General features: G+C 72.2%; 13 protein-coding genes. 4 read left to right on the top strand and 9 right to left on the bottom strand.

Annotated elements, in window-relative coordinates:
- Window position 1: 1 nt before the first annotated feature.
- The 3 genes from ACZ6QO_RS04535 to mycP all read right to left on the bottom strand — a co-directional run bounded on the left by ACZ6QO_RS04535 (window position 2) and on the right by mycP (window position 4,256).
- Window positions 2-355: a YbaB/EbfC family nucleoid-associated protein gene (locus tag ACZ6QO_RS04535; protein ID WP_465847612.1), complete on the bottom strand. Its 354-nt coding sequence runs from the start codon at window positions 353-355 to the stop codon at window positions 2-4.
- Window positions 356-456: 101 nt separating this feature from the next.
- Window positions 457-2,898 (bottom strand): serine/threonine protein kinase, encoded by a 2,442-nt coding sequence (locus tag ACZ6QO_RS04540; RefSeq protein ID WP_465847614.1) that lies wholly within the window; start codon window positions 2,896-2,898, stop codon window positions 457-459.
- A gap of 197 nt (window positions 2,899-3,095) precedes the next feature.
- Window positions 3,096-4,256, bottom strand: a complete 1,161-nt coding sequence (mycP, locus tag ACZ6QO_RS04545) for a type VII secretion-associated serine protease mycosin (RefSeq protein WP_465847616.1) — start codon at window positions 4,254-4,256, stop codon at window positions 3,096-3,098.
- Window positions 4,257-4,415: 159 nt separating this feature from the next.
- Here mycP and ACZ6QO_RS04550 point away from each other — a divergent pair, with 159 nt between their 5' ends.
- From ACZ6QO_RS04550 to era, 3 genes are all read left to right on the top strand, one after another.
- Entirely contained in the window at window positions 4,416-4,541 is a 126-nt protein-coding gene (locus tag ACZ6QO_RS04550) for a hypothetical protein (RefSeq protein WP_465847617.1), read from the top strand.
- A gap of 114 nt (window positions 4,542-4,655) precedes the next feature.
- The gene (locus tag ACZ6QO_RS04555) at window positions 4,656-4,994 is read left to right on the top strand and encodes a cytidine deaminase (RefSeq protein WP_465847619.1); all 339 of its coding nucleotides are present in this window, start codon (window positions 4,656-4,658) and stop codon (window positions 4,992-4,994) included.
- A gap of 91 nt (window positions 4,995-5,085) precedes the next feature.
- Window positions 5,086-6,006, top strand: a complete 921-nt coding sequence (gene era, locus ACZ6QO_RS04560) for a GTPase Era (protein WP_465847621.1) — start codon at window positions 5,086-5,088, stop codon at window positions 6,004-6,006.
- A gap of 129 nt (window positions 6,007-6,135) precedes the next feature.
- On the opposite strand, the gene ACZ6QO_RS04565 is transcribed toward era, so the two are convergent.
- Genes ACZ6QO_RS04565 through ACZ6QO_RS04590 form a run of 6 tightly spaced genes read right to left on the bottom strand, consistent with a single transcriptional unit; the run spans window position 6,136 to window position 10,867 of the window.
- Complete coding sequence (locus ACZ6QO_RS04565) at window positions 6,136-7,053, bottom strand: urease accessory protein UreD (protein ID WP_465847623.1); 918 nt, start codon at window positions 7,051-7,053, stop codon at window positions 6,136-6,138.
- A gap of 14 nt (window positions 7,054-7,067) precedes the next feature.
- Entirely contained in the window at window positions 7,068-7,766 is a 699-nt protein-coding gene (gene ureG / locus ACZ6QO_RS04570) for an urease accessory protein UreG (protein ID WP_465847625.1), read from the bottom strand.
- Window positions 7,756-8,484, bottom strand: a complete 729-nt coding sequence (locus ACZ6QO_RS04575) for an urease accessory protein UreF (protein ID WP_465847626.1) — start codon at window positions 8,482-8,484, stop codon at window positions 7,756-7,758. The genes ureG and ACZ6QO_RS04575 overlap by 11 nt, the downstream gene beginning before the upstream one ends.
- A gap of 13 nt (window positions 8,485-8,497) precedes the next feature.
- Window positions 8,498-10,228, bottom strand: coding sequence for an urease subunit alpha (locus ACZ6QO_RS04580; RefSeq protein WP_465847628.1), 1,731 nt, complete (start codon window positions 10,226-10,228; stop codon window positions 8,498-8,500).
- Complete coding sequence (locus ACZ6QO_RS04585) at window positions 10,221-10,568, bottom strand: urease subunit beta (protein ID WP_465847630.1); 348 nt, start codon at window positions 10,566-10,568, stop codon at window positions 10,221-10,223. The genes ACZ6QO_RS04580 and ACZ6QO_RS04585 overlap by 8 nt, the downstream gene beginning before the upstream one ends.
- Window positions 10,565-10,867: an urease subunit gamma gene (locus ACZ6QO_RS04590; RefSeq protein ID WP_465847632.1), complete on the bottom strand. Its 303-nt coding sequence runs from the start codon at window positions 10,865-10,867 to the stop codon at window positions 10,565-10,567. Before ACZ6QO_RS04590 ends, ACZ6QO_RS04585 begins: the two co-directional genes overlap by 4 nt.
- Window positions 10,868-11,225: 358 nt before the next feature.
- Between ACZ6QO_RS04590 and urtA the strand changes: the two genes are divergently transcribed.
- On the top strand, window positions 11,226-12,422 hold the full coding sequence (gene urtA / locus ACZ6QO_RS04595; protein WP_465847634.1) for an urea ABC transporter substrate-binding protein: 1,197 nt from the start codon (window positions 11,226-11,228) through the stop codon (window positions 12,420-12,422).
- The last annotated feature ends 86 nt before the right edge of the window (window positions 12,423-12,508 follow it).

Raw genomic sequence — 12,508 nt, forward strand, 5'->3', positions numbered from 1 at the left:
GTCATGGACGGGTGAGGCCGTCGGACGGCGCGGGCTCCGCCACGAGCGGGGACATCAGCGACTCGGCCCGCTCGGCGGCGTCCGCCTCCGCGAGCCGCGCCGCCGCAAGGATCGCGTCGGCCAGCGCCTCGGACCCGAGCCGCATCGCGCGCGGATCGATGTGCAGGGAGACCACGGAACCGCCGGGGAGCGCCTCGACGACGACGCGGCCCTCCTGGGCCTCGCCTCGCCCCCGCGTCTCCGAGATCTGCCGGCCGACCGCGTGGAACGCGGACGCCTGCGCGGCGAGCGCCTCCAGCACCTCGTCCACCTCCGGGTCGCCGGTGGGGGAGAACGGGCCGCCGCTGGTCGTCATTCGGTCGTCCTTCAACTTCACGGGTGGGAGATGACATCAGACGAGGCCCGGGCCGCACGTGGCGGCCGGGCCTCGCCCTGGCTCGAACGGTCGCGGCGCCGCTAGCCGCAGTTGCCGAACGGCGCGCTGGTGGAGGCGGTGCCCGCGCCGCCGGTGAAGCGCACGCACTTGCCCTTGGCCTGCATGACGACCGGGCCGGCGTAGTACTTGAACGACCCGGCGTCGGTGACCGGCGAGGAGCCCTGCACCTCCAGCGTCGCCGAGACCGGCGTGGCCACGCCGATGTTCTGCGTCTTCATCGTGACCAGGCAGTTGAAGCCGCTGGCGGAGCTGTAGAGCAGGTAGGTGACGCCGCCGGTGAACGCGCTCTGCCGCTGGACGTAGAAGCCCGAGCCCTTGCCCGTCGAGTTGCACAGTTGCTGCGGCGTGTACGGGTTGGTGGTCGGCGCCTGGCTCCTGGACGGGGCCGGCGTCACCGGGAGGCTGCGGCTGACGGTCGGCTTCGGCGTGACCGTCCTGGTCACCGTCGGCTTGGGCGCGACCGTCCTGGTCACCGTCGGCCTCGGGCTGGGAGTCCGCGACCAGATCGGCGTCCGCGTACGGGTGGGCCTGGGCGTGGCCGTGCTGCTCACCGACGGGGTGGGCGTCGCGGACGGGGAGGCGCTCGGCGACGGCGTCCCCGTCGGCACCAGGTTGTTCTGCGGCCCGGACGGGCTCGGAGTCGGGGTCGGGGTGAGGTCGCCCGTCGGCGTCGCGTCCGGCGACGGGCTTTCGCTGCCCGTCGGGGTGGGCGACTCGTGCGGATTCGTCGGGTGTTCCTTGGTCGGCTCGGCGGACGGAGTGATCGTCGGGCCGGGCGTCGCGGTGACGGTGACCGTCGGGGCCGGGGTCGGCGACGACACCTGGCTGGGCGAGATCGACGGCGTCGGCGGGGCCGACGGGATGGGCGGCGGGGTGAACTGCGGACCCGGCGACCAGTGCGGCACCCCCACCGAGGGGGTCGACGTCGTCAGCTGCATCGGGTACACGCCGGTCTCCTGCGGAGCGGGAGAAGTGGCCCACGGCACGGTCACCTGCGGGCGCGGCGCGACGCTCTCGCCGACGCCCGCGACGTTGCCGAGGCCGCCGGACGGCTCGGGAACGCTCGTGTTGACCTGTCCCTCGGCGGCCACCCGCCCGATCTGCTGGCCGGTGCCCGCGTAGTGCCCCGCGCCCCACAGGCCGAGGCCGGACAGGCCGATCACTACGCCCACGCCCGCGGCCAGGCCGACGGGGAAGTGGGCGCCGGTCTTCTTGCGCGCCGGCGCCGCGGGGGGCGCCTCGCCGCTGACGGCGGCGGGCAGTTCGTGCCGCTCGGGCTCGCCCGTGGGGAGCGCCGGGGCGCCCCACACCTGCTGGGGCGGCTGCGGCTCGGCCGCGTACACCGTCGCGGGCTCGCCCTCGGCGCCCTGCGGGGGAACGACCGGCGGCCGCGCGCCGCCGCCGCTCACCTCCACCCAGGTCTGCTGCTCGGGGGCGCCGGCCGGGCTCACCTGCCCGGCGGGGACGGTGGGCGTGCTCGACGGCCCCGAACCGGGAACGGGGAGACCGGGCACCGGCACGCCCGCGACGGGCGCGGCGGGGATGACGGGGGCCGGCGGTGCCGCCTTCTCCTCGCCGAGCAGCCACAGCATCGCCCCCTGGGCGGTGGGCCGTTCGGCGGGCATCTTGGCGAGGCAGGAGGCCACGACGTCACGCAGCGGCGTGGGAAGGCCGCCGAGGTCGGCGCGGGCGGTGGCGATCGCCTCGGCGTCGTCGCCGAACGGCTCCTCGCCGGTCGCCGCGAACGCCATCGTGCTCGCCCAGGCGAACAGGTCGGCGGCCGGGCCGGTCGGCTCGCCGCGGACCTGCTCGGGCGAACGGTAGGCCGTCTCGCCGAGGCCGAAGTCGCAGACGCGGGGGCCGTCCGCGGCGAGCAGGACGTTGTCGGGGGTGAGGCCGCGGTGGGCGATGCCGGCCAGGTGGATGGCGGTGAGCGCGGTCAGCGTGCCGACGGCGACGCGCTCGAGGGCGTCGCCGGTCAGCGGGCCGTCCAGTTCGACGGCCTCGCGCAGCGAGCGGCCCTCGACGTGCTCGCGGACGACGTAGGCGCGGTCGTCCAGCCAGCCGGCGTCGACGCTGCGCACCGCGTAGGCGCTGGAGACCCGCTGGGCCGCGGACAGGTCGTCGACCACCCGCGCGCGGGCGTCCGCGTCGGCCTCCGGCCAGGCGGGCAGCAGCTTGACGACGAACAGCCGGTCGGGCTCGCCCGTACCGGCGGAGGGGGCGGACGCGGCGGGCGCTTCGGCCTCGGCCGTGCTCTCGGCCGCGCTCTGGGCCCCCCGGCCCTGCGCGGTCTCGGTCTCGGTTTCGGCCTTGGTTTCGGTCTCGGCTTCCGCTTCCGCGGTCGCCGCTTCACCGGAGAGGCGGCCCAGGTAGACGACGCCCCGAGTTCCCTGACCCAGCCGCCCAAGAAGCGTGTACGCGCCCACCTGCTTGGGGTCGTCCGGCAGCAACGACTGCATGTCCTTTATCGCCTTCCCCTGTGGATCAACTCAAGCCCCTGTGGATCAACTCAAGCATCATGACACCACTTACATGTGTCGCACTTAACATATTTCGTCACGTCTGCATCACATGTTACGGATCGGGTGATCTTCGCGGTGGTAAACGGGTACGGAATTTCGCCCACGCGGCCGGACGGCGGATAACGGACGCCGGCTCAGTCGACGGGAGCCATCGCGCGTCCCGGTTTCCACCCGCGGCGGCGACCCAGCGGGACCACGACCCCGACGGCCGTCACCAGGCCCGCGGCGAGGACCGCGATCACCGCCACGGCCGCGGAAGTGTTGATCGCCTCCTGGTCGGGAGGCCGCGGCTTGGTCACGACCGTCGACGGCAGCGCCTCGGCCGGGCGGGGGGCGATGGCCACCACCTCCGACGGCAGGATCTCCGACACGGCCATGAGCGGGTTCACCATGCCGGCGCCGGTCCCCGTGCCCGAGGCGCCGTCGGCGGTGATCTCGATGCGCCGCCGCACCCGGACGTTGTCGAGCTCGCGATGGCGCGAGCGCACCAGCGCCGCCACCCCGGCGACGTACGGCGCCGCGTAGCTGGTGCCCTGCAGGTCCTGGCGGTAGGAGGCGCCGGGCCACGTGCTGGTGATGTCCTGCCCGGGGGCGATGACCGACACCGGCGTGACGGAGTTGGAGAAGTCGTTGCGCCTGCCGTCCGGGCCCGCGGAGCCCACCGACAGCACGCCGGGGTAGGAGGCGGGGTAGACGGCGGCGGGGGTGCCGTCCTCCTTCTTGATGTTCCCGGCCGCGGCCACGATCACCACGTCCTTGGCGAGGGCGTACTCGACGGCCGCCTTCAGGTCGGGCTGGTCGCTGGTCTGGACGGAGATGTTGACGACCTGGGCGCCCAGGTCGGCCGCCTGCCTGATGCCCTGCGCCAGCAGCGCCACGTCTCCGCGCTCGCTGTTGGTCTGCTTGATGGAGATCAGCCGCGCCTTGGGGGCCACGCCCGCGAACGGGATCTCCTTCATGTCGGCGCCGCCGATGATCCCGGCCACCGCCGTCCCGTGGCCGACGCAGTCCAGCGGGCCGGTTCCGGTCAGGTCGACCGACTTGGCCACCCTCACCTGCGGGTGGCGGATGTCCACGCCGCTGTCGATCACCGCCACGGTGACGCCTTCACCCATGGTGAGCGCCCATACCCCCGTGAACGCCAGGCGCCGCTGCGCCCACGACTCGCCCACCTGGGTGCCGCCGTGCGGCGGCGAGCACTGTTCCGGCGCGCGCGCGGCCGACGCGGCGGCCGCGTCCGGACCTGTGGCGAGTGCGAGCGCCAGCGCGGCGGCGATGATCCCCCGACCGGCCATCCGTCAACTCCATCTCTCGGCGAGGTGACCCGGCCGCCGGGCCGCCGTCAGGGGGCCCGTCCCGTCCCGCAGGCCACCGCCCGGACACGACGCAGAAGCCTAGCCAACAGCGCGCCCTCGATCGTCGAGATATGTCGGATTTAGTGGTATTTCGCGGCCATGATCACCGTGCGCACCGGAAAGATGTCCGCGCGTATTGAACGGACGCCGACCGAGAACGCCTTCACCTTCGCCCTGCCCGGCCGGACGGCCGCGCAGGGAAGGTACCTGGAACGCATCGGATAAGGCGCAGGCGGCGCGAGGCCCGGGAACCGTGAAGGCCTCCGGCCGGTCGTGCGCCGCCCCGCGACCCTCCTCCTGGAGGCCGGGGACCGCGGGGCCGCCGAGTAGCCTTTGCCCGTGACCGACACCAACCTCGATCCAGAGGACAGCAAGATCATCACGCTGGCCCGTGCCGCGCGCGCTCGCAACGGGACGGTCCAGGGCGCCGCCGTCCGCGACGAGACGGGGCGCACCTACACGGCGACCAACGTGGACCTGCCTTCTCTGCGGTTGTCCGCCGTCCAGGTCGCCGTGGCGATGGCCGCCTCCAGCGGAGCGGTCTCGCTGGAGGCCGCGGCCCTGGTCAGCGATGAGGAGGAGCCCAACGAAGAGGACATGGCGGTCGTCCAGGACCTCGGCGACGCCATTCTGTTCTTCGCGGCCCCCGACGGCTCCCTCAAGGGCCGCTTCCGCTGACGCGTGCTTCCCGCGCGGGCCCGGCCCGGAGCGCCGGTCGAGGCGATGCTCCACCCGCCGAGGGGAGGGGCGGTCGGTCTGATCGGCGACAATGGGTGGCGTGAGTTCCTCAGCCGCTGAGTTCCGTGCCGGGTTCGCCTGCTTCGTCGGCAGGCCCAACGTCGGCAAGTCGACGTTGATGAATGCGCTGGTCGGCGCCAAGGTGGCGATCACCTCGTCCAAGCCCCAGACGACCCGCCGCGCCATCCGCGGCATCGTCAACCGGCCCGACGCCCAGCTCGTCATCGTCGACACGCCGGGCCTGCACCGTCCCCGCACCCTGCTCGGCGAGCGGCTCGACAGCCTCGTGCTGTCCACCCTCACCGAGGTCGACGTCATCGGATTCTGCGTGCCGGCCGACGAGCAGATCGGCAAGGGCGACCGGTTCATCGCCGAGAAGCTCGCGGCCGTCAAGAAGACCCCGGTGGTCGCCGTGGTCACCAAGTGCGACCTGGCCTCCCGCGAGCAGATCGCCGCCCGGCTGCTGGACGTGTCACGGCTTGGCGACTTCGCGGAGATCGTCCCTGTCTCGGCGGAGTCGGGCGAGCAGCTCGACGTGCTCGGCGACCTGCTGATCCAGCGCCTCCCGAAGTCCCCGCCGCTGTACGTGGACGGGCAGCTGACCGACGAGCCCGAGCAGGTGCTGGTCGGCGAGCTCATCCGCGAGGCGGCCCTCGAAGGCGTGCGCGACGAGCTTCCCCACTCCATCGCCGTCGTGGTCGAAGAGATGACCCCCCGGGAGGGCCGCGACGACCTTCTCGACGTCTACGCCCACATGTTCGTCGAACGCCCCTCGCAGAAGGCCATCGTCATCGGCCCGAAGGGCGCCCGCCTCAAGGACGTCGGCACCCGCGCCCGCAAGCAGATCGAGGCCCTCCTCGGCACCCACGTCTACCTGGACCTGCGCATCAAGGTCGCCAAAGACTGGCAACGCGACCCCAAACAACTCCGCCGCCTAGGCTTCTACGACTGACCACCCCCCCGACCAACCTCGCACCACGTCCATTCCGCCCCTGGCGGTGATGCCTTCTGGCGCCGCGTCGGCGGGATGCGGGGTGGTGCGCGTGCGGGTGCCCTGGTGCCGGTGGACGGGGATCCGGTGTCAGCCGTGCGGGCTCAGTTGTGACTCGCCCCAGGTGAGGCGGGTGCGGAGGGTGGGGGCGTCCGGGGCCAGGGCGGAGATCAGCGTGCCTTGGCCGGCGAGCGGCAGCACCGCGCAGCCTTCGGCGAGCACGGCTTCGTTTCCGGTCGTGCCCGGAGGCCGAGGGTTGGTGAAGGCAGGGCCGGCGAGGAGGAGGTTGCCCACGCAGCGTGCGTCGGCGTACACCGCCGGGCTGCCGTCCACGGCCGGGTCGCCGGCCACGAACTCCTGGCGGAGCAGCGGCACGCCTTCGATGGTCGCGTCGAAGCGGGCGTGGCAGCGGCCCGGCCGCTCGCCGTACCGGCCGAAGACGATCTCCTCGCGCCAGGACACCGACGCGCCCCCGGCCAGAGCCAGGCGGACGATCATGCGATGCTCGCAGCCCGCCGCGAGGACGGTGGGCTCCGGGGCGTACACGAGCGTCGCCCCCGCGCCGACCCGGGCCTCGATCGTCATGACGGACTCTCCCGTCCCGGGGAGGACGAGCGTGCCGGCCACCGAGGCGATCTTCAAGTGGGTGCCGGGGGCGACGTCGAGGACCAGTTCGAGACGGTCGCCGCCGAGCGGCCCGGCGGCCGTGGACACCAGGTGCACCGTGCCAGGACCGGTCTGGCGCAAGGTCAGCGGCGGGTCGGACCGCAGCGTGCTCAGCACGGTACGCCCGCCGGACGACGCGGTGGCGACCACCGCCCGTGCGTCGAACGACCGCCGGCCGGCGCCCGGCGCCGCCCCGCCGATCTCAGCCGTTCCCTCCCCGGCCGCCGCGTTCTCCTTCCCGGCCGCCGCGCTTCGGCCGTTTCGGGCGGATGGGGTGGGGGCGTCGGAGCGGGACGGTTCCGGGGGTTCGTACGTCGCGGCGGGGCGGGTGGTCTCGTACATGGGCAGGGGCGCGCTCAGGTGTTGGCGGTGGGGATGGCGGAGTCGTGTGAATGGGTGCGGGCGTGCGCCCAGGACTGAGCCACCCCGTGCACCCATTCGGCCACCGCGTAGACCTCCGGCACCTCCCTGATCGAGGTGAAGAGCACCGGTTTGCCGTCGCGTACGGCCGCCGCGTCCCTGGACATCACCGTGAGGTCGGCTCCCACGTGTTTCGCCAGGTCGGTCTTGTTGATCACGAGCAGGTCGGCGGAGGTGACCCCCGGACCTCCCTTGCGCGGCACCTTGTCGCCGCCCGACACGTCCAGCACGAAGATCTGCTGGTCGGCGAGCCCTCGGCTGAAGGTCGCGGTCAGGTTGTCACCGCCGCTCTCCACGATCACCACGTCCAGCGGACCGAAGCGTTCCTCCAGGGTTTCGACCGCGTCGATGTTGGCGGCGATGTCGTCGCGTATCGCGGTGTGCGGGCAGCAGCCGGTCTGCACGGCGACGATGCGCTCGGGGTCGAGGACGCCGGCCCTGCGCAGGAAGTCGGCGTCCTCGGTGGTGTAGATGTCGTTGGTGACGACGCCCAGCCGGAGCACCGGGCCGAGCGTGCGGCACAGCGCGGCGACCAGCGCGGTCTTGCCGCTTCCGACCGGGCCGCCGATGCCGAGGCGCAGCGCCCTGCCGTGGGCGTCGGGGGAGTCGTGGCGGTCGTCGTGGTTAGCTGACAAAGAGCCGTACCTCCGTGCGTAGGTGCTGTTCGGCCAGCAGATCGAGTGCGGGAGCGGCGTGCGCGGGAAGGCTCTCCCACGCGGTGCGGGCGACGGCCTCACCGGCCGTGCCCGGGGCGGCCGTACGCGCCGCGCCAGCGGCGGCGGCGGTACGGGCGACGCCGGATAGATCCGGCACGAGGCCGGCGAGCACTCGGTGCACGACGACGGGGTCGAGCCCGAGCAGCCGGACGGCCGCGGTGGCCGGTCCGGTGATCGAGGTGTACGCGGCGGCCAGCGCCGCGTCGTGAGGCGAGCACCCGGCGGCGGCGGCCACCGCGCCGAGGGCGATCGGATGGTGCGCGCCGTCGGGTACGGCACGGGCCAGGGTGTCGAGCGCGGGGGACGGCCAGATGCGGCGGCCGCTGCGCAGCAGCAGCCTGCCCTGGGTGCGCGCCGCGCTCCGCTGCGCCGGCGACGCCGTGCGGGCGTCGGCCTCCGCGTCCAGCCCCTGCCACGCCCGTTCGGCGGCGTCGGGGGAGGTCGCCAGGGTGCAGGCGGCGGCGGACAGGGCGGCGGAGACGAGCCCGGACGTGGCGAGCCGGCCACGGAGGAACCGCGCCAGATCCTCCGGGCCGGTGATCGCCCCGATGCGCACCGCCTGCTCCGCGCCCCCGGAGTGACCGTGGCCACCGGCCGGGAGCCGGGAGTCGGCCAGGAGCAGCAGCGCCGCGTCCATGATCAGAACCCGGTCAGAACAGGAAGTAGCGCTGGGCCATGGGAAGCTCCTCCGCCGGGGCGGGCTCGATGAGCTCGCCCTCGACGCGGACCGCGAACGTGTCGGGGTCCACCTCGATGGCCGGGAGCGCGTCGTTCAGCGGCATGGAGTCCTTTCGGCGCGTGCGCACGTCGGCGACCGGCGCCAGCCGCCGGTTCACCCGCAGCCGGTCCGCCAGGCCGTCCTCGATGGCGAGCGGCGCGACGAAGTGCAGCGATGTGGCGGCCGCCGTGACCGGGGCCGCGCCGAACATCGGGCGTGGCATGACGGGCTGGGGGGTGGGGATGGAGGCGTTGGCGTCGCCCATCTGCGCGTAGGCGATGACGCCGCCCTTGACGACGAGCTGCGGCTTGACCCCGAAGAACGCCGGCTCCCACAGCACCAGGTCGGCGAGCTTGCCGACCTCGACCGAGCCGACGTGCGCGTCCAGCCCATGGGCGATGGCCGGGCAGATCGTATATTTCGCTACATAGCGCTGCGCGCGGACGTTGTCGGCCCGTCCGTCGCCGGGCAGCGGACCCCTGCGCCTCTTCATCACATGGGCGGTCTGCCACGTCCTGATGACCGTCTCGCCGACCCGCCCCATCGCCTGGGAGTCGGAACCGATCATCGAGATGGCCCCGATGTCGTGCAGCACGTCCTCGGCGGCCATCGTCGACGGCCTGATGCGCGACTCGGCGAAGGCCAGGTCCTCTGGCACCGACGGGTTGAGGTGGTGGCACACCATCAGCATGTCGAGGTGCTCGTCGAGGGTGTTGACGGTGTGCGGGCGCGTCGGGTTGGTCGAGGACGGCAGCACGTTCGGGTACGCCGCGACGCGGATGATGTCGGGCGCGTGCCCGCCTCCCGCGCCCTCGGTGTGGTACGCGTGGATCGTCCGGTCGCCGATCGCCCCCAGCGTCGACTCGACGAACCCGGCCTCGTTCAGCGTGTCGGTGTGGATGGCGACCTGCACGCCGGTGGCGTCCGCGACCCGCAGGCACGCGTCGATGGCCGACGGCGTCGTCCCCCAGTCCTCGTGCAGCTTGAACCCCGAGGCGCCGGCCCTGAGCTGTTCCAGCAGCCCTTCCTCGCTGACGGTGTTGCCCTTGCCGAGCAGCGCCACGTTGACCGGCATGCCGTCCATCGACTCCAGCATCCGGGCCAGGTACCACGTGCCGGTGACGGTGGTGGCCTTGGTGCCCTCGGCGGGGCCGGTGCCGCCGCCGATGACGGTCGTCACGCCCGCGGCGAGCGCCTCGTCCACGATCTGCGGGCAGATCAGGTGGACGTGCGAGTCGATCGCCCCGGCCGTGATGATCTTGCCGTTGCCCGCCAGGATCTCGGTGGACGGGCCGATCACCAGGTCCGGGTGGACGCCGTCCATCGTGTCGGGGTTCCCCGCCTTGCCGATGGCGACGATGCGCCCGTCCCTGACCCCGATGTCGGCCTTGACCACCCCCCAGTGGTCGAGGATGACCGCTCCGGTGATCACCAGGTCGGGTGCGCCCTCGGCGCGCGTCGTCCTGGCCTGGCCCATGGACTCGCGGATGACCTTGCCGCCGCCGAAGACCACCTCGTCGCCGGCGCCGTGACGTCCACGGGCGAGGTCGTCGGAGACCTCGATGAACAGGTCGGTGTCCGCCAGGCGGATGCGGTCGCCGGTCGTCGGGCCGTACAGCACGGAGTATCGGGAGCGCTCGATCGACGGCCGCGGCTCAGTCACCGGAGTCCCCCTCGTCCGTCTCGGCCGTGCGCGCGTCGAGCGGCCCCGCCCACTCGGGGCGCAGCCCCGGGACGACGCGCCGCCCGCCGATCGGCACGAGCGTCACGTCCCGCTCGATGCCGGGCTCGAACCTGATCGCGGTGCCGGCGGGCACGTCCAGGCGCAGGCCCCACGCCGCGTCCCTGTCGAAGGACAGGCCCGGGTTGGCCGCGGCGAAGTGGTAGTGCGAGCCGACCTGGATCGGCCGGTCGGCCGTGTTCACCACGCGAAGGACCAGGCGCTCTCGCCCCGGGTTCAGCGGGACGGCCCCTTCCGCGTGGACGATCTCGCCGGGCGTCACAGGATGGGCCGGTGGACGGTGACGAGCTTCGTGCCGTCGGGGAAGGTGGCCTCGATCTGAACCGATTCGAGCATCTCCGGGATCCCCTCCATGACGTCCTCGCGGCGGAGCACCTTGCGGCCCGCCTCCATCAGCTCCGCGACGGTCCTGCCGTCCCGAGCGCCCTCCAGGAGGAACGACGCGATGATCGCGGTCGCTTCCGGGTGGTTGAGGCGCAGTCCCCGGGCCTGACGCTCGCGCGCGACGCCCGCCGCGACGTGGATGAGCAGGCGTTCCTGTTCGTGTGGGGTGAGCCGCATGGCCGGACCCTAGGCAACCGCCGTTTCGACGACGTGTCGGAGACATTTCCGGTCTGTGTCGGGAGCACGGGTGCCCGCATATCGCCTGCCCACGTCCTTCCGCGCCCCATTCCGGTAAAGGCAACCGGTCTCCGTCGGGCCCGCCCGATCGTATGCGGACGGGGGCGGAATGCGTATTACGGCCCGGCCCGGCGATCCTTTTGTGTTGTTGCGGTGAGGAGCCGGTAAACGGCAATTAACAATCGCGACGTCAGCGGGAAACGTGGCTCGATCACCTTGGCGGCAGATGGGTCGGTGCGGGGGACGTATCGGCAAGGAGGAGTAATTGCGGAATTCAGCTTGGCGCATCGGGGCCGTTATGGCGGTCCTGGCAACCGGGCTCGCGGCCTGCGGTGGTCAGCCATCGACGACCACGGGCGGCACCGCCGCATCGGGTGGGAGCGACACCATCAAGGTGGGCCTCCTGCACTCCCTCAGCGGCACCATGGCGATCAGCGAGGTCACCGTCCGTGACTCCGAGCTGCTGGCCGTCGAGGAGATCAACAAGGCGGGCGGCGTGCTGGGCAAGCACCTCGTTCCCGTCGTGGAGGACGGCGCGTCCGACTGGCCGACCTTCGCCGAGAAGGCCACCAAGCTGATCGCCCAGGACAAGGTCGCCACCGTGTTCGGCGGCTGGACCTCGGCCAGCCGCAAGGCCATGCTCCCGGTGTTCGAGAAGCGCAAGGCGCTGCTGTGGTACCCGGTCCAGTACGAGGGCCTGGAGAGCTCTCCGTACATTTTCTACACCGGAGCCACCACCAACCAGCAAATCGTCCCGGGATTGGACTACCTCAAAGAAAAAGGCAAGAAAAAGATCTTCCTGGTCGGCAGCGACTACGTGTTCCCGCGCACCGCGAACAAAATCATCAAGGCGTACGCGGCGGCGAACGGAATGCAGGTGCTCGGCGAGGAGTACACCCCGCTCGGCCACACCGAATACAGCACCCTGGTGAACAAGGTCGTCCAGGCCAAGCCGGACGCCGTCTTCAACACGCTGAACGGTGACAGCAACGTCGCCTTCTTCAAGCAGCTGAAGAGCGCCGGGGTGGGCGCCGACACGATGCCGGTCATGTCGGTGAGCGTCGCCGAGGAGGAGGTCAAGGGCATCGGCGTCGACAACATCGCCGGCCACCTGGTCGCCTGGAACTACTACCAGACCACCGAGAACGCGGCGAACGCCAAGTTCGTCGAGGCGTTCAAGGCCAAGTACGGCGCCGACCGGGTGACCTCCGACCCGATGGAGGCCGGCTACAACTCCGTCTACCTGTGGGCCGAGGCGGTCAAGAAGGCCGGGACGACCGACGTCGAGGCCGTGAAGAAGGCCGCGGGCGGCATCGCGATCGAGCGGCCCGAGGGCATGGTCACGATCGACGGCGAGAACCAGCACATGTACAAGACGGCGAGGATCGGCGTCATCGAACCGGACGGCCAGATCAAGGAGGTCTGGAACTCCGGCAAGCCGATCAAGCCCGATCCGTACCTGAAGACCTACCCCTGGGCGGGCGGCCTCACCTGACGGTGGGGACGGCCCACGCGAACGTGGCCCGGGCGGGGAACCAGCCGTCCTCGCCCGGCCACCCACGTCCAGCAGCATCCGGCTGC

It is taken from the genome of Sphaerisporangium sp. NPDC049457 (assembly GCF_055586705.1).